This is a genomic window from Methanosarcina baltica (assembly GCF_055394095.1).
In genome coordinates this window covers 3,259,640-3,276,507 of record NZ_AP042463.1, presented here as the reverse complement: position 1 = coordinate 3,276,507, position 16,868 = coordinate 3,259,640, and the positions used below count along the sequence as shown (strand labels likewise).

At 43.2% G+C, this 16,868-nt stretch carries 14 protein-coding genes; 4 read left to right on the top strand and 10 right to left on the bottom strand.

The annotated features are described in order from the left end of the window. Window positions 1-67: 67 nt before the first annotated feature. From truD to nifS, 6 genes are all read right to left on the bottom strand, one after another. Complete coding sequence (truD, locus tag ACZ5QV_RS14290; RefSeq protein ID WP_464600439.1) at window positions 68-1,384, bottom strand: tRNA pseudouridine(13) synthase TruD; 1,317 nt, start codon at window positions 1,382-1,384, stop codon at window positions 68-70. 113 nt (window positions 1,385-1,497) lie between these two features. Beyond that, entirely contained in the window at window positions 1,498-2,802 is a 1,305-nt protein-coding gene (gene iscB, locus ACZ5QV_RS14285; RefSeq protein ID WP_464600438.1) for an RNA-guided endonuclease IscB, read from the bottom strand. A 441-nt stretch (window positions 2,803-3,243) separates the two neighbouring features. After that, window positions 3,244-3,591, bottom strand: coding sequence for a peptidyl-tRNA hydrolase Pth2 (pth2, locus tag ACZ5QV_RS14280; protein ID WP_464600437.1), 348 nt, complete (start codon window positions 3,589-3,591; stop codon window positions 3,244-3,246). Window positions 3,592-3,695: 104 nt separating this feature from the next. After that, the gene (mptN, locus tag ACZ5QV_RS14275; protein WP_464600436.1) at window positions 3,696-4,643 is read right to left on the bottom strand and encodes a tetrahydromethanopterin:alpha-L-glutamate ligase; all 948 of its coding nucleotides are present in this window, start codon (window positions 4,641-4,643) and stop codon (window positions 3,696-3,698) included. 498 nt (window positions 4,644-5,141) lie between these two features. Beyond that, window positions 5,142-5,525, bottom strand: coding sequence for a Fe-S cluster assembly scaffold protein NifU (gene nifU, locus ACZ5QV_RS14270; protein WP_464600435.1), 384 nt, complete (start codon window positions 5,523-5,525; stop codon window positions 5,142-5,144). 31 nt (window positions 5,526-5,556) lie between these two features. Beyond that, entirely contained in the window at window positions 5,557-6,741 is a 1,185-nt protein-coding gene (gene nifS / locus ACZ5QV_RS14265) for a cysteine desulfurase NifS (RefSeq protein WP_464600434.1), read from the bottom strand. 211 nt (window positions 6,742-6,952) lie between these two features. On the opposite strand from nifS, the gene ACZ5QV_RS14260 reads away from it, so the two are divergent. Further along, on the top strand, window positions 6,953-7,228 hold the full coding sequence (locus tag ACZ5QV_RS14260) for a CidA/LrgA family protein (RefSeq protein WP_464600433.1): 276 nt from the start codon (window positions 6,953-6,955) through the stop codon (window positions 7,226-7,228). On the opposite strand, the gene tnpC is transcribed toward ACZ5QV_RS14260, so the two are convergent. Next, window positions 7,220-8,782 (bottom strand): IS66 family transposase, encoded by a 1,563-nt coding sequence (tnpC, locus tag ACZ5QV_RS14255; RefSeq protein WP_464599444.1) that lies wholly within the window; start codon window positions 8,780-8,782, stop codon window positions 7,220-7,222. The genes ACZ5QV_RS14260 and tnpC overlap by 9 nt on opposite strands. A gap of 274 nt (window positions 8,783-9,056) precedes the next feature. Between tnpC and ACZ5QV_RS14250 the strand changes: the two genes are divergently transcribed. Together ACZ5QV_RS14250 and ACZ5QV_RS14245 are read left to right on the top strand one after the other, a co-directional pair. Beyond that, the gene (locus tag ACZ5QV_RS14250) at window positions 9,057-9,770 is read left to right on the top strand and encodes an LrgB family protein (protein WP_464600432.1); all 714 of its coding nucleotides are present in this window, start codon (window positions 9,057-9,059) and stop codon (window positions 9,768-9,770) included. An 810-nt stretch (window positions 9,771-10,580) separates the two neighbouring features. Then, a complete protein-coding gene (locus tag ACZ5QV_RS14245; protein ID WP_464600431.1) occupies window positions 10,581-11,348 on the top strand; it encodes a hypothetical protein in 768 nt (255 codons plus the stop codon). Window positions 11,349-11,775: 427 nt separating this feature from the next. Here the strand turns inward: ACZ5QV_RS14245 and ACZ5QV_RS14240 are convergent, their stop codons facing one another. The 3 genes from ACZ5QV_RS14240 to iscB (ACZ5QV_RS14230) form a co-directional block, all read right to left on the bottom strand. Continuing rightward, complete coding sequence (locus tag ACZ5QV_RS14240) at window positions 11,776-12,372, bottom strand: hypothetical protein (protein ID WP_464600430.1); 597 nt, start codon at window positions 12,370-12,372, stop codon at window positions 11,776-11,778. A 475-nt stretch (window positions 12,373-12,847) separates the two neighbouring features. Further along, window positions 12,848-13,624 carry an HAD family hydrolase gene (locus tag ACZ5QV_RS14235; RefSeq protein ID WP_464600429.1) on the bottom strand — a complete coding sequence of 259 codons (777 nt, stop codon included), beginning with the start codon at window positions 13,622-13,624 and terminating at the stop codon, window positions 12,848-12,850. Window positions 13,625-13,803: 179 nt separating this feature from the next. Next, a complete protein-coding gene (gene iscB / locus ACZ5QV_RS14230) occupies window positions 13,804-15,024 on the bottom strand; it encodes an RNA-guided endonuclease IscB (protein ID WP_464600428.1) in 1,221 nt (406 codons plus the stop codon). Window positions 15,025-15,518: 494 nt separating this feature from the next. On the opposite strand from iscB (ACZ5QV_RS14230), the gene ACZ5QV_RS14225 reads away from it, so the two are divergent. Further along, window positions 15,519-16,745, top strand: a complete 1,227-nt coding sequence (locus ACZ5QV_RS14225) for a tetratricopeptide repeat protein (RefSeq protein WP_464600427.1) — start codon at window positions 15,519-15,521, stop codon at window positions 16,743-16,745. The last annotated feature ends 123 nt before the right edge of the window (window positions 16,746-16,868 follow it).

The window sequence follows — 16,868 nt, the reverse complement described above, 5'->3', positions numbered from 1 at the left end:
GGAACGGGGACCCCCACCCACCTCCACTTTTTCCGGAAACCCCACATTTCCCCTGCCATAACTATTTTTAGCTCATCTGAAGGGGTTCGGCCTTCATGTATTCCCTGAGGACAGTTGTAGCATAACTTCCCTTAGGGAGAGTAAATTCAAGCACAGCCTTTGTTTTTCCCGGGTTCAGTTCGTCTTCCGAAACCCTGAAGGCGGGGTCAACCTTAAGGAGAATTTCCCTTCTGATCCCTCTGGAACCCATCTCCTGGACTTCCTCGACTCTGAAACCTTCAAGCTGGACATTCAGTTCCTCAAGAACCTCTTTTTCAATTTCTCCCGGAACGCCTGAGGCAAATTCGCTGGAATATCCCGGAAGCGGGGCTGTTACAAAGGCCCTTCCTCTTTTGATGAGGCGGTTTATGGCCTTTACCTTTTCAGCCGTAATAGCTTCGGTCCGGGAATTGTCAGGAAGCCCGGCCGCGTTTTTGAAGCAGACTATATCCCCTTCCACGGCCTCGTTCAGAGGAAGACCCCTTTCGATCCGCAGAGAGATTATCCGGTTATAAATAAAGGACTGGTAGCCGTGCACGAACATCCTGTAAAGGTTTTTCGGAAGCACCAGAAAGGACCCGGCATAGTCTTCCGGATTTGCGATCAGGTGATTCATCATGGCCCGCTCGTGCCCGAGCCTGAGGGGGTACTTATCCAGACCGGTTTTGAAGTCCCTGGTCTCTTTTACGTAATTGCGGGCAGCCTTTGTATCCTCGGGCTCGGCCGGGAAGGAATCCGCAATATAGCACATGGAGGCTTTCTCAAAATCGCCTTCCGCAATCATCTTTCCCACAACGTGGGTTACAGGCCGGACCGCCCCGAAACGCTGGATTCCGAAAAAGTTAGGGACCCCGCCTGCGGTTCGGATCTCTTCCGTGGTCTTTTCGAGCAGGGCTTCCGTTTCCTCCGGGGAGAGGTCAATGTTCCGGAGCGTGATCTCGAAACCGTTTCCGGTCAGATCCCCGAGTTCCACGGCCTTTTTTGAGCGGCCGAGGACTCTCAGTTCAACATCCTTCAGATGGACCTTCTCAAGCTCGGAGGCCTCCAGGTCCGAAATGCTTATCTTCTGGGTGGTAAGTGCCCTCTTGTCCTTTGTCCCGGCTACCCCTATCCGTTTCTGGCTGATCCTCAGGACCTTTGAAAGGGAACGGATCATGTGGTGGGTATCCCAGTTCAGTTTGGTAAGTTCGAGGATAAGGTACTTGCCTGTCTCTTCTTCCTCGCGGTTCGTAATCTCCTTTACCACAAAATCTTCCACTTCCTGGCGGAGCTTTCCCCCAAGACCTGCGGTATCCGTAGAGTAAAGGTAAATTCCTGTCTGTTTTTCTGTATCTGGAACGTCCATAAGTAAAACTGACTCCTTTAGCATTTAGCATTAACAATTTTTCTAATTTTTTTCAGGAAAAATTAAGGCAAAATTTAGGAAAAAGCCGGGTTTGAGCTGATGTCGATCACGGATCAACAGGCAGGAAGTCCGGTTGCTTTAGCGCCGGGAGGAATGCCGCACTTCTCTGTTGAATATTCATAACCATCTGTCCTCTGTAATACTTTGAAGTATTTTTTATTAATTGATATCCTTTTCCCCTCTTTGTTTTTGATGTCGAAACTACCCGATTTTCTACAAGCAACGGAACCAAACCATGTCCCTTTGTACTTGCCTTTGGGTACAACCGCCTTGACTGTATCGCCAGTTTGAAAACCAAAAAAGGTTTTTTGCCTGGGAAGGTATGAACGAGGAAAGCCGTACTTATCGAGATTTGTTCTTTTATACTGCCCTCTTCCTTTTGCTTTGATATGCAGGACGTTGTTTGTTGCAAAATTGATTTTTTCTGGAGTGGATTCTCCTACACAAATAGCATCGAAATGATGATCTTTTGGCAGCTCTGCCCTGATTCGGTTCATTTTTGTCCTTGCACCCGTGCCGCATTCTACCGGAAGGCCTGTTTTAGTCAATGCCTCGAAAACTTTCCATCTGGTAGCTGTTACAATCGCAGCATCTTTAAGCGACTTTTTGGCCAGGTTCTGCACTTCAGGATGTCCAAACTCTTCTGCAGTTTGACTTCCTTTTTTCTGGTTGCATTCTCTACAAGCCAATGTTAAATTGGAGACTCTGTTTGAGCCTCCTCTGATTTTAGGAATAATGTGTTCAATCTCCAACGGAACGTTTTCAGCTCCGCAGTACACACATTTTCTACCAAATTTTTCAAGCAGGTATTCCCGGACCTCATAACCTTGCAGCTCTCCCTGCTGATACTCAATTCCACTTATCTCGGGGTTTTGTATAAGTTGGGTGTCAAACTTGCAGTTTTCATAGGAAATGTGTGTCAATGGGCAGAGTTTCCTGAGTCTATCTGCCCAATTTCCTATGTTATCTACACGGCTTTGCAGGGACGGAGGCAGCCAGCCTTCCCGCCTTTTCCGGTTCAGAAACCTCGGTTTTCTGTATCTGGTTTTGCGGTTTCTTCGGGATCTCCTCATTGCTCTTCTGCTATCCATATTCTTTTTTATGCTTGTTTTGTGGTGCAACTGTGCAACCCAGACAACATTTGAACCTTTCAGAATAGCAAGACCCGTGTGACGGCTTCCGTAATCTATTTTCAGTCTAAAAGCCGAATTGTCCTTAGACTCTTTCAGCTCTTTGAGTCGAATTGTAAAGGGATATTTTTTGTGAATAACCGCTTTTCCCGCTTTAAGCAGTTTTCTTGCAACTGCTTCATGGCAGGGACTTAAAGGCTCTTTGTTTTTGTTAAGTATAAATATCATGCTGGATTTCTCCTCTCTGCGCTGGAAACAAATTTCCATAGCAGGTAACGCAATTTTTAAATTGTCTCCCCTCGCCAATGTTGGAAACGCTTGTCATGCGTAGCACACCGTCCCTACCTCTCAGGACTTTTAATACTACACGATAGAGCTGCAAACTGAGGAAGCATTCGCAGGTATCATGACATTTCCAACGTAGTCAATTAAGACTTAGGCTGGTCAACTAGGGCTTATACAAGCCCCACTGCTTCAGCGTGGGGTAGTTGACACACAAAAGTGTAAGCAGTGGAACTGCGATTTTGATTGATTTCCTGCCCTTTTTCATGAAATTCCTCTTGATATTTGGTCCGAGAAGTATTCTGTTCGGAACCCTTTTTTTCCGGCTTCTTTCTGGCTTTTTTCCTTATGTTTTCTTTTTCTGTTACACCGGTTTGTATAAATTTATTACAAAAGTTTCAGATCTCTGGTAACCTTGTCTATGAGTTCTTCTTTTGCGGGCCCGATCCCGAGCACGGTTATGGTCCCGGGAGGAATTTGGGTCAGGCCCGCGTCCTGGATTAAAGCGGTAGAAATGCCTTCTCTTCTTGCCTTTTCCTTGAGTTCGTAAAGGTCCTTGAGGGTGGGTACTTTAAGAACTATTTTTTTCTGCCCGCTTTCTTTCCACTTTTCATAATCGCCCTTACTGGCCCATTCCGAAGCCGAAACGGCCGCGTGAGCTACCTGTACTGCAAACTTTCCTTTGGAAAGTTTCAGGTCTTCTCTTGTAACTATGCATTGTTTATATTCGCTCATCGTTTGCCTCGGGCCTATTCAAAGTCCGCCTGTGAGTTAAATTTTTCCTGCAACTTATCTGACACCTGCAATTATCAGTTATAATATATAATTTAGACCTCATATCAAAACAATTTTACTTTTAAATATTTTATAATTTCTTCTGCGGGGTTTATTCCCCAGGTATCGTAAATCCCTTTTCCGGATGGGGTCCCGTTAACTTCAAGAATTTTCGGCAGGGTTTCCTCCTCTCCCTTTTCACTCCCTTCTTCTTTTCCTTCTATGAGGTCAACTCCGGCAAAATCGGCCCCGAGGGCAAGAGCGGCCTTTTCCGCAATTGTTTTTTCTTCTTCGCTCAGCACGCACCTGTCTGCTGTCCCTCCCTGGCTCAGGTTGTTAATCCAGGCCCCCGGAGGAGCCCGACGGTAGATAGCTCCGACCGCCTGCCCGTTTACCACAAAGGCCCTTATGTCCCTGCCGGGGTTTTCAATAAACTCCTGGATGTAGAGCATTCCCCCTGCCCCGAGCAGATCCTCAAGGGTTTCCTCGACAGAAACTGAAAAGGCCCCGACTTTTCGGTCTGAAAAAAAGATTTTTCCCGCGTTCACTCTTACGATTCCTTTTCCCTTGTACCCAAAAACCGGTTTTATAATAGCATCTCCAAATTCCAAAATAGCCTTAAGCCCGGCATCAACGCTCTGGACGGCTTTTGTTTTCGGGGTCGGGAGCCCGGCTTTTGCGAGCAGGTAGGAGGCATGGTATTTGTTGGCCGCGTTCTGGATTGCGGCCGGAGAATTGACGACCGGGATGCCTTCGGCTTCAAGTTCCCGCAGGATGTCAAACCTAAAAGAGACCCCCTCCAGGGTCCCGGCCCCGACGTCCCTTACAAGGACGGCGTCAAGCTCCGATAGGCAGGTCCCTCTGACTTCAGGAAGAGGATCAGGGGCAATGCTGACCTCTGCGGCCCGGAGATCAATGAAAAGGGGGGAGAGATCTTTTTCTTTTGCAGCTCTAAAAAGGGCTTTTGCAGTCCAGTCTTCGATGTCAGTGACTACGATACCGACTTTTTTCATAAGGTATGATCGAAAATCTACCTGATTAAGTTAACCCCGAGTTCCGCTTCGGGATCACAGGAAATCAAAGATTTCCTGGGAGTTGCACTGCAAGTGCAACAGCACGGTGTCCTTTTCGCTCGCTTCGCTCACTCAAGAGGACTATTTCGGTTTATGTTTTTTTTGATCCGGAGCAGGACTATTTCAGGTTATGTTTTTTTGATAATCCGGGGCAGGAAAAATGAAAATTGGAAAACAAAAGTATCTGATGCCCAGCCGGGAAATTTTCTAAATATAGTCAAGTTGTTAGTTTTTTGATTATAAATCATTAGTCAAATCGTACAGGTTATATCTTTTAATCGTGTTATACAACTTGCATAGCGAAAAAAGAGTGGGAGGTAAATCATACAAAAAAATGATGTGTATTTTCTTCCTGAAGATACGGTGGGCAGGGAATGTCTACAGAGGTTTTGGGTCCCTTTGTATCCCGCCCGTCCTTTTCCTTCTGAAAACTTCTATTTAATCTTCCCAAGGTTCAAGTCCCTGTTTTTTGCGGTAGTCGTTGATCGCCCTGTGGATACTTTCTTTGGCCACAACCGAGCATTCCAGTTTCCCCGGAGGTAGGCCTCCGAGAGCCTCGGCCACTTCTTCGTTCTTGAGTTCCCAGGCTTCTTCGAGGGTCTTGCCTTTTATCATTTCTGTGGACATGCTGCTTGAGGCAATTGCTGCCGCGCAGCCAAAGGTCTTGAATCTGGCGTCTTCTATGCGGTTTTCCTTGATCTTCAGGAAGAGCTTCATGAAATCTCCATGCGGATTTCCGGCTTCTCCCACTCCGTCGGCGGCTTCGATTTCTCCTACGTTACGCGGGTTTGTGAAGTGATCCATCACTTTTTCATTGTACACTGTACTATTCCTCTTTATCCCGAATGCCGGTTCAAATTCCTGTCGGGCTGTAGTGCGGAGACATGAGCCTCAGTTTCTTAACAATGCCTGGCAGGACTTCAAGCACGTAGTCCACGTCTTCGTCTGTGTTTGCGTCCCCGAGGGTCAGGCGGAGGGAGCTCTGTGCAATCTCCGGGACAAGACCTGTTGCCAGGAGCACATGCGAGGGGCCGTGGGAGCCGGAGGAGCAGGCGCTTCCTGTGGAGCCACAGATCCCGGCCCGGTCGAGCAGGAGCAGCAGGGCTTCTCCTTCGATATACTTGAAGCTGAAGTTCAGGTTTCCGGGCAGCCTCTTTTCCGGGTGGCCGTTCAGGCTGGTGTGAGGAATTTCCAGGATTCCGGCAAGGAGCCTGTCCCGCATTTTCCGGATTTTTGCGGAATGGGCCTCGATGTTTTGGGTCGCAAGTTCAATCGCTTTTCCCAGGCCCACAATTCCTGCAACGTTTTCCGTGCCGGCACGCCTGCCTTTTTCCTGGCGGCCGCCGTGCATGTAATTGTCAGGTTCCGTCCCTTCCCGGATGTAGAGGGCCCCGATCCCTTTGGGGCCGTAAAGCTTGTGCGAGGAAAGGGAGAGCATGTCGATGTCAGAATGCTTTCCTTTCATGTCCAGCGGGATTTTTCCGATTATCTGCACGGCGTCCGTATGGAAGGGAATCCCATGCTCGCGGGCAATTTTCCCAATTTCGAAAATTGGCTCGATTGTCCCTATTTCGTTGTTGGCGTACATGACTGAGATCAGCGAGGTCCCCGGAGGCCTGAGGGCGGCTTCAACTTCAGCCGGGTACACGACTCCTTGCCTGTCCACGGGAAGGTATGTGAGCTCAAAGCCCTGTTTTTCCAGATACTTGCAGGGGTGCAGGACCGCGTGGTGCTCGATTGAGGACGTGATGATGTGCCTGCTCTTTTTTCGCCTTGCGTAAGCTGTTCCGAGGACCGCCCAGTTGTCGGACTCCGTCCCCCCGGATGTAAAATAGATTTCATCAGGTGAGGCCCCAAGGGCCTTTGCCACCTGTGCCCTTGCGTTTTCCACGGCTTCCTTTGCTTCCCTTCCGGGTGTGTGTAAGGAAGACGGATTTCCAAAGTTTTCTTGAAGAAATGGAAGCATTGCCTCGAACACCTCGGGTTTTGTAAAGGTCGTGGCTGCATGGTCCATGTAAACTAATCGGTTTTCTCCCATCAAAATCCCCCGTGAAAATAGGCCCGTTCCCGATATGTTTTTTCTGTAATTTTTGGTCCTGATCGTTTTTCCTGAATATTGTTTTTCCTGAAAATTGTTTTCCTAAAAAATGTTTTTCTGAGAACTGTTCTCCTGATATTTTTGCTTCCTGAAAAAAGTATATATATAGCCCCTAACTTTTGACCCCTATTCAGAAGAGGAAGTTCTAATCGTGCTAAAACAGTTTTCAATTATTCTGAGCATATATTTCCTGGGAGAGGGGCTTCAGAAAGCCTTCAACCTGCCGGTCCCGGGAAACGTCCTTGGAATGCTTATACTCTTTTTCGGCCTCTATGCGGGCGTTGTAAAACTAGAAATGATTGACAGGGCAAGCGATTTTCTGCTTGATAATCTGGCTTTCTTTTTCCTGCCCGCAGGTGTCAGCCTGATAACCTGCTTTACCCTCCTTGAGGGAAAATTGACGGAAATCCGTATCTATTCAGGGTAAGGGTGGCACATTTTCAATCGCCGCATGAAGTGAACTTATAGTAGGTATATTATTCTTTATTAGTGTAGATATGTATCCCCTAATTCTAAAGAAAACATCTGCTCCATGGGGTTTCCTAAAATCTCCCGATATTTTTTGCTGAACTGTTATCATTCTGAGATCTCTTTCTGCTTGGTTGTTACTGAAAGGAACTCTTAGATCCGTAGCAAACCTCAAGATTTCTTTTTCATACTTTGAAAGTCTATCAAGGAGATTTTTTGCATCGCTCTGCGCTTTTCTTCCTCTTTTAACCCCATTGTCTTTCGAGATTTCAGGTGGAGGATTGTCCTCAAATCCTTTCATTAGTATTGACTGATACTTTTCTTTAAAGGTCTTGAGCGTATCTTCATCTATTTGTATGCCCTGTTTTCTGGCAAAGTCTGCGCATTTTTTAATTTCATATAGGAGATCAGACATCTCCTCAGCCCACACTTGCTTGAATATGTTATAAATGTCTTTAAGTTCTCTTTGAATGTGGACATTACATGCCGCATGTTCACATTTGTATTTAAAATAGGGTTTCCAGAAATCGTGGACTATAATTCCTCTATATTTAGGCAACACTCCCATTTTATTCATTGCTTTTGATCCTCGACTCCTATTATGGAAATAGTATGTATATTTTTTTGTAGAGATTAAATGGCAGTATTCCCCTTGACCACCAACGTCGATTCCAGTTTCATCACCATGGATGACATTTTCTTTTATCAGTTGCTTCTTGATGTGGTTTGTAGCACCTTTCAACTTGTGAAATAACTTATTTTCTGCCCTAATTATTGTACCAACGCTTATATCAAATCCAAAGGCATCTTTAAATAATTTCTTGATTCGGTCATAGGGAATCAATTGGTAGTTTCGGAGGTAAATTGCAATTGTTAAAACCATATTGCCATATTGGACAGGTTTTGTAATTGATTTCGGAAAAGCAGCTTTGTTTTTGCGGTTACAATAAGGACATTTTTTGATCTCAGCACGATGTTCGGTCACTTTACGCCTTACAATTATTTCAAATTCTTGTCTCTTCTCGTAATTTATAACTTCAATCTTCTCAATGTTACAACCACAATGTTCACATTTATGTAGCTTATAAATGATTGTTTTATCAGGATTTTTAATCATCCTTAATGTAGAACCAGGATGCCCTTTTTGGCCGCCAGGACGTCTAAAACTTCCTTTTTGTGAACCTTTTGATTGAGGTATTTTATCAGTAGAATTGTTAGTAGAGGGAAGTCGATTTCTTTTTTGGTTTTGGTTATTCTTTTTTAGGCGAGATTCTAACTCATTAAGTCTTTCTCGAAGTTCGGTGTTTTCGGATTCAAGATTTTCATATCGAGATTCAAGCTCTTCGTGTCGAGATCCAAGATCTTCATACCGAGATTCAAGCTCTTCGTGTCGAGATCCAAGATCTTCATACCGAGATCCAAGATCTTCATACCGAGACTCAAGATCCTCAATATATGAAACAATGGATTCAGGGTCTGAACGGCATTGAGTAAGAATCTCTTCACATTTCATAAACCTCATTCCAAAATCCGATGATTTTTATATTAATCTATATGAAAAAAGTAATTGTTGAGTTTATACGAAATATAAGTTAGAAACAGAGGTAGCTGAATAGATACGGAAATCCTTATTATTTCGCTGCTGTCAACTTTTGTAATCCTGATAGTCACGGGGCTTACCATCCAGTTTGTACAGGGCCTGCTTCCGGAAAAAAGTGAGACTCCAGCCTGCGGTAAAAATGAAGGGTTTGCGGCAGGAAAATTGATAGAAGAGCAGGTGAATTGAGATGCAGGCAAATCTGGAAGAACTTTTTTCAACTCCCCTTTTCGGGATTTTAATTTCCCTCCTGGCTTTCCAGATCGGGGTCGTCCTGTATAAAAAGACCCGAAATTCGGCCTTTAACCCCGTGCTTGTGGGAATGGTACTTGTAATCCTTTTTCTGCTGTACACGGGAATCGATTTTGAAACTTATAACAGAGGAGGAGACTACATCTCCTTTTTCCTGGGGCCTGCAACCGTGGTGCTTGCGGTTCCCCTTTATAAGAAAATCGGCCTTTTAAAGTCCAGTGCCCTCCCGATCCTGACCGGGATAAGTGCAGGCACCTTTGCGGGAATTTCAAGCATCCTCCTTATGGCCCGGGCCTTTGGGCTCGATGAAGTTATAAGCAGGTCTCTTGTCCCGAAGTCCGTTACCATGCCCATAGGCCTGGAGGTTTCAAAGCAGATAGGAGGCCTTCCCGCTGTGACCGTGGTCGCGATCATTATTACAGGAATTATCGGGGCGGTTTTCGGGCCTTTTATCTGCCGCCGTTTCGGGATCAGGGATAAAGTGGCCCTCGGGGTTGCCATAGGTACATCCTCCCACGCCCTCGGGACCACGAAAGCCGTCGAACTTGGGGAAACCGAAGGGGCAATGAGCGGGCTTGCGATTGGACTTGCCGGGCTGATTACTGTCGGGCTCGCTCCTTTTCTGGTCGGCCTTTTTGAGAAGCTGTTTTGAAAAAATTCGGGCTTACTCCCTAGTTTATTCCTGAAAATTAAAGCGTAAAAAGGCTCGCCCCAGCTTTTAAGAAGAAGGTTAAGCGGTCAAATCCTTGCGCTTCCGACAGATTTCCGGCGGGCTACTGAATTGTTTATACATGGGTAAACCCTTTTGGAGAATTATATAACAAAAGGTATCTTTTGTGATGCTCACATATTGACTCTTTTTTTCATCCGATAAAATCAAAAATGAGATATAACATAAAGAATTATAAATTATTCAAATGTATGGTCCAGAATATATTTATGATGAAGAGGTATAACTAAAAATCAAATTAAAAGAGTTATAAGGATGATAAACGAAAATTTGAATGAAGATATTAAGGAATACAATCATCTTGTACAAGTGGAATTACCGAAATGTCGGCATGGGGTAACAAGTAATCGTTTTTACCAAGATAATTTATTAAAACATAAACCAGGTGACCGTATTTATTTTGTATCTAAATTGGATCAGTGGGCAAATACAGGAGCAACCTGGAAAAAATGCGCTCCTATTGTACGTAAGATCAGGGAATTACTTCTACGAAATGAACCAAAGCGTAGATAAAACTGTAAGTGGAAAGGTGCAAAACCCACTTATTATCTTACATTTCGACCCTCACCCAAAAAATAAAAAATGAAACAAAAGTCCACAATAAAACGTTATTTTAATTAATTTGCAAGCACGGTTTATATAAATCATATTTAGAACATTTATATAACACGGGACTACCAAGTTTTTGAAATTCATCCATTTTATTCAAAAATAATTTTCGAATGTGATCTTATGGAAATACCAGTATTTCTCAGTTATGCAAAACCATTTAATCGAAAACAAGCTAAGTTTATATCTAAAGTGGAGGCACATTTATCGGAAAATGGTTTCAATCCAAGAACTCTGGGAATTACTGACTACAGCCTTTCAGCGCCGTTGATGAAAATAAAAGAGATCATGGATGAATGTTATGGCCTTCTGTCAATTGCATTTAGACGAGCTCACATAGAAAAAGGCACTGGAAAACTCGGTACCAACCTTACAGACCAAGAAGAGTACGATATTTCTGGAAAATGGATTACAAGTTCTTACTGTCAAATTGAGCCCTCTATGGCTTTTCAAATAGATATGCCGATTTTAATTTTTAGAGAAAGGGGCGTTATTGATGACGGTATTCTAGAGAGGGGTGTAGTTGGTTCTTATATGCCAGAATTTGATCTCGATTCTTCTATAGATCGATATTTCAAATCCCGAGAATGGAATCAATTGATTAATGAGTGGAAAAATTTAGTACTTGATTATAAGAGATTCGATCAGTTTAAAAAAAATGAATTTGTTCGGCACATAATAAGTTGTTGTATTTGTGAAAAAAAAGAAGTTTCTTTTGCTAGTTTATACGATGATTTTCAAAAATCTATTAATGATGGTTGGATCGAATATAATCGACTTGTAAATTTAATAGGAGTTGATGACCAATTTGAAAGTAGATATCGCATTTATAATCATTCATTTCAATCGGATGTCATAACAATTTGTCAAGATATTTTCGAAACGACATAATTTTAAAGTTGTTCCTAATTTATTCAGAAGTTGCTTTTCATTGAATTCCTTCATTTTCAATTAGTTTTTTGGTCAGCTTGTTTGTGAATATTTGTAGATAGCAAAAGACAATGGTTAAATATTTACAATTTTTTTTTTGGATTATATGTTGCAGTCCTTCCCGGTTCCCAAGTGGTTCCCAGACTTCCTCTCTCTTCTCCTGTGATCCTTGCAGGCTTCCAGGTTCCCAGGTGTTTCCCAGGCTTTCCTCTCTTTTCCTATGATCCTTGCAGGCTTCCAAGTTGCAGGCCTTCCCGAGTTGCTTGTTATATCCTGTATTAGTGCCTCGTTTATGCAAAAACCTAAAGGTATTCAATAGCATAGGATTTTTATACAGAAGCGTTTACAAACCTCTGGGTTTTTCCAGAATTTAGGCCACGAAAAAACATTATTGTTTTGTCTTATACACGTAGATTGTGTCTCTCTTATTATGGCTGTCAAATCGTGGATGATCCTCAAAATTGGGGACATTCTCTTGAGAAAACCATTTTATAGAATACGTATCTTCAATTTTGTATTTTCCTATATTTGCAATAATTGGATTATATTTCACATTTAAAGACAAATTCATATTTAGTGTTTTTTTTGGAATTTCTATGGTAGTATTTCCAACGGTTACTGATTCAAAAAGATCTGGGTATCTTTCCCGTATGGGTTTGGTTTTCAATAATATTTTCACTGCCTCTCCAGGATTTAAGTATTTTAACTTGTTTTGATCTTTGTTTGCATCAATAACTTTGTTATCAAATTTGAATATATAATTAATATTTATTGATTTTGCAACATTTTTTGAATTATTAGTAACTACGACATATAGTGTTCCAGATTCTAAAACGCTAGGTGTATCAATAGGTTCTTTATTTTTTGAAATAATTCCGGTAAGAATTAAAGGTTTTCTCGTATCTCTTATTTGAATAAAAATGAAGTAAATCAAAATTAAGTTGATTATAACAATAAATAGGTTTAATATTTGATCTAGGTTCATATTATCACTTCGTAGTGGAACTCATCTTTTTAATATAATTCATACTTTCCCTTTTTTGGTTTGTGTGGGATTTGCTGCAATGTGTAGATTGATAAGCGATAAATCTTTATGATTCCTTTATCTTATTTTTATTTTTGCAGATGAGATTATGTTATTGTTTTATGGTAATTGAAGCCTTAAAGAAGCCCGGCCCCGGCTCCTAAGAAGGAGGTTAAGCGGTCAGATCCTGCGCTCTTGGTACCTTAGTTCCCAAATTTTAAGCGCATATAAGCATTTTTACAAATCTATGGCCTCAATAGATGTCGATTTTAAAATACAGCCAACAGAATGATGTGTTTAAACATAAGCGCATAATTCAACATCAAGAGACATTTATGCACCTAAAAATGTGGAATGCAGGTTGAATGCACTTTCATAAAAACGCAGCAGGAAACCCCTGAGTCTTTAGCTCAGGGGTAGTTGACTTTAATTTTTTTCAACTTTTTTCAACTTTTTTAGCAGGATTCTCCTTCACTGAACGTTCCGGCTTTAACGGACCTGGCAGAGAAGGGTAATTGACCGCTGCAATGCAGTCCAGGACTTCGGAAAAGGCCCTGAGCTTGAAATCGCCCTCGTGCTCTTTTTCTTCCTGAAAGTTTCTGTCCCCGTAAGCTGCATAAGCTGTTTTTAGGCCAAGTTCTCTCGCAGGGGTTATGTCCCGCCGGAGGCTGTCTCCCACAAAGAGGGCCGCTTCCGCTTTTACCCCAAGTTCCCTCAGGACAAAATGAAAAGGGCAGGGGTCGGGTTTTTTACGGCCTGTCATATCAAAGGAGACCACCTTATCAAAATAGCCCTCAAGCCCCACTTTTCCAAGCCGCGCAGAGGTGTGGGGGCCATCGGCGTCGGTCAGGACAGCCAGTTTCAGGTCAAGTTTTTTTAGTTCCTCAAAGGTAGCTTTAACTCCGGGGTAGAGCTCAAGGTTTTCAAGTTTTTCCCTCTCATAAATTACCCGGCAGGTTTCGTAGTGTCTGGCCGTGAAAACCGCGTTGTCCTGCATGAAGTCCCTGATGTTTTCGTGGGCTTCAAATCCGTGCGTCCCTCTCAAAAAATACCTGAAAAGAGTATCTTCATTTCCCGAAACGGGCCTTCCTTCCCTTTCAAGGTAAGCCAGAATCTGCCGGCAGGCTTCCAGCTTTACCCCTACAAAATCAAAAAAAGTGTTGTCCATATCAAAGACCACGGCCTCAAGCGGCCCATAAAAGCTATTATCCATGATTTCTTTAATCCTTCCTGTTATTCCCGGTCTGCGGTATATCCCTCTATCCTTTATCTTGTGTCGCAGAAAACTCCTTCCTCGATGTTTCTAATCGAAGATTAGAAACTCCTGTTAAACCTGCGGTTTAACACGACCGCCGTAGGCGGGCAGGTGGGAGATGAATGCAACAAATTGGTTTAAATTTTAATTATTTGAATAAGTGTTGTCGATCTTGCAGTTAGTCGGGCACAGTTCTTTTTGGTAGTGACACTTGTAATTGTCGTGTTCCAGTTGATGTCACACAATACTCCGTATCCTTTGGACATTCGACCCCGTACGAATCCTTCTCCTTTTTTAGTTCGTATTTTGTCGATTTTTCTAATTCCGAATATTTTACCAGTTGGTATTGATTTTTCGGATCGTTTGCCTTTGGTTTGCTGGTAATCTCCCACACTAACATGTCTTTTGAAATATACTGTATCATCCAGTTGAACATGTTGATTGTCAGTGCAGCATATCGCAATTGCATCGTTATAGTGAGTTTTCGGCAGTTTTAGTATTTGTTCTCGTTTGACTTTTGACTCGTAACCAAACGTTTCGTCGAATTCCCAGGATGATTTTTTAAGTTGAGATTTAACAATCCCAATTTCAGTCGCGTGTTTTGTTTTGGAGAGAGATCCATTGATTTCAAATTTACCTGCATGTAATTCGTCGTGGCAGGTGCGACACAATGTGATAAGATTATCGGGTGTATCTGTACCACGATTTGATCTGAATATAATATGATGACAATCCAGTTTACGATCTTTTGATTTGCCTTTACAATGCTGACACGTATATCCGTCTCGACTCAGGACGTATGCTTTTGCATTATACAGGTTTTTCATAGGACCGTTTTGATATTCAGCTCCAGATACATTAGGATTTGTTATTTTGTGAATATCAAATGATGCAAGCTCGACTACCCATTTTGTTATCGGTAAAATGGACTCAACGAAGTGTTCTTCTCTTCGATGAGATTCGATCTTGCTACGGATTGATGGAGCTATTCTACCAGATTTTTTAGAGTTATGACGGTTGTTGAATCTTGCTGGTCGATACCTGGTTTTTCTGCATCTTCGTGTACGTCTATAACTGGACCGAGTTTTCATCTTTTTAGAGATGTCATCTCTAATCTCGATTTTCGACTGGTACACTACTTGATTATTGGAAACAGCAGCACAACCAATATGTTTCGAGCCCGTGTCCATTCCTGCAATAATTGGCTGGGTATATTCTTCACTATCGTAAAGCAATTTGATTGTGAACGGAGTGGTTTTCATCACTTTTGCCCTATTAGTTTTTAACAAAATCCTGGCTTTCGCAGGATTCGTTGGCATGAGCGGCTTTCCGTTCTTGTTTAATACGTATACAAACATTTGTAATTACTCCCAATTAAATAGGGTTATGCGTATCTGAACTTGTGGAGCCAAGTTCGGAATTCGTCTTCCTCTCGATCTGATATGGAAAGGTTTTGTATGATGCAAGCACTGTTCCTACCTCTCAGAACTGTTTAACTTACACCCTTAGAGCCTGGAACTGAGACGGCATTCCAGGGTAACTATAATATTCTTTCCTATCGGCTACTGACTATATTAAACTCCTATTCAGTGATCTGGTCAATCGGGACTTGCTTTTACAAGCAAGCCCCTTCCTCGATGTTTCTAATCGAAGATTAGAAACTCCTGTTAAACCTACGGTTTAACATGACTCCGTGAGGAGGCAGGGAGGGGTTATTGACTATATTAATTCATGTACACAGGATATAAACAACGACAAACTTAAATGTATTACGCAAGTCAACTTCAAGACAGATTTACCATATCCAATATTAGTACCAATTATTTATAGAAAATCTATAGGAAACACTAACATGAGTTCTGATGAAAAGAAAGAAACTGGTCTTGAAAGTGAAGCAAATGCCGCAGCATCAGAAGTGAATAATACAACAGTTGAAAATTCAAACGAAAAAACAGAGGCTCCCAAAACACTGGCTGAAGAAATAGATGGAGAAGAAGTAAAAGACGAAAAAGAAGTAACCCCAGAAGAGCTGGCTGCCGAGTGGAACGGATACGGGCTCGACCTGATCAAGATGGGGAAATACAGGGAGGCTTCCATTGCTTTTGATAACGCTCTGGAACCGGAACCCGAAAACATCTACCTCCTGAACAACAAGGCCGCAGCCCTTGAAGGACTGGGGAACTATGAAGAAGCCCTGAAGTTTTATGAAAAGGCCGTTACTATAGACTCACAGGACTCTGACCTCTGGAACAACATGGCTTATTCCTACTCTCAGGTGGGAGACTGCGAAAAGGCTGTCAAAGCTTACGCAAAAGCCCTTGAAATCAATCCTGAGTACCCCAACGCCTGGTACGGGAAAGCTCTGAACCTTAACCAGCTTGAAAGGTATGAAGAAGCCCTTGAAGCCTACGAAAAGGTCCTCTCAAAAGATCCCGATTACAAGGAAGCCTGGGTTGGGAAAGGGATAGTCTTCGGGCAGCTCATGCGCTTTGACGAGGCCGTCATCGCCTACGACCGGGCAATCGAACTCGATCCTAAATTTTCCGAGGCCTGGTACTACAAGGGTGTGGACATGGACAAGCTCGGCAATTCCACACTGGCCCTGAAAGCCTATGAAAAAGCCCTCGAACTTGACCCTGAAAACGATGACGCCTGGAATAACCTGGGTATCAACCTTGAAATCCTTGAAAGATACGAAAAGGCCCTCGAAGCCTTTAAAAAGGCAATTAAACTCAACTCAAAAAACCCCGATGTCTGGTACAACAAAGGCTTCACCCTGACAAAGATGCAAAAATTAGAAGAAGCCGTGGAAGCCTACAAAAAGGCAGTGGAACTCGACCCCTACTACCTTGAAGCCTGCACAAGCCTCGGCTTCATCCTGGCCCAGCTCCAGCGTTTCGAAGAAGCCCTCGGCTACTACGAAAAGGCCCTTGAAATCGACCCCGAAACAGCCGACGCCTGGTTCGGAAAAGCCGTCTGCCTGAGCCACCTCGCCCGGGCCAGGGAAGCGGAAGCGGCCCTTAAGAAAGCTGTGGAGCTCAACCCACAGTACGGGGAAATGCTCGGGAAAGGACAGTAAGAATAGTAAATCCTGAACAGATTTTCATAAGACTTTAGCAGAAAACCCCGGGGCTTTTACCCCGGGATTTTTACCCGTGCTCTGGGGGATCTTTTTTATGAGGTTGGGGGCCCCGGAGTAATA

Bases quoted from the DNA above. Each gene is read 5' to 3' on its own strand.
- truD (WP_464600439.1), bottom strand. From the start codon at position 1,384: ATGGACGTTCCAGATACAGAAAAACAGACAGGAATTTACCTTTACTCT.
- iscB (WP_464600438.1), bottom strand. From the start codon at position 2,802: ATGATATTTATACTTAACAAAAACAAAGAGCCTTTAAGTCCCTGCCAT.
- pth2 (WP_464600437.1), bottom strand. From the start codon at position 3,591: ATGAGCGAATATAAACAATGCATAGTTACAAGAGAAGACCTGAAACTT.
- mptN (WP_464600436.1), bottom strand. From the start codon at position 4,643: ATGAAAAAAGTCGGTATCGTAGTCACTGACATCGAAGACTGGACTGCA.
- nifS (WP_464600434.1), bottom strand. From the start codon at position 6,741: ATGGGAGAAAACCGATTAGTTTACATGGACCATGCAGCCACGACCTTT.
- tnpC (WP_464599444.1), bottom strand. From the start codon at position 8,782: ATGAAATGTGAAGAGATTCTTACTCAATGCCGTTCAGACCCTGAATCC.
- ACZ5QV_RS14250 (WP_464600432.1), top strand. From the start codon at position 9,057: ATGCAGGCAAATCTGGAAGAACTTTTTTCAACTCCCCTTTTCGGGATT.
- ACZ5QV_RS14245 (WP_464600431.1), top strand. From the start codon at position 10,581: ATGGAAATACCAGTATTTCTCAGTTATGCAAAACCATTTAATCGAAAA.
- ACZ5QV_RS14240 (WP_464600430.1), bottom strand. From the start codon at position 12,372: ATGAACCTAGATCAAATATTAAACCTATTTATTGTTATAATCAACTTA.
- ACZ5QV_RS14235 (WP_464600429.1), bottom strand. From the start codon at position 13,624: ATGGATAATAGCTTTTATGGGCCGCTTGAGGCCGTGGTCTTTGATATG.
- iscB (WP_464600428.1), bottom strand. From the start codon at position 15,024: ATGTTTGTATACGTATTAAACAAGAACGGAAAGCCGCTCATGCCAACG.
- ACZ5QV_RS14225 (WP_464600427.1), top strand. From the start codon at position 15,519: ATGAGTTCTGATGAAAAGAAAGAAACTGGTCTTGAAAGTGAAGCAAAT.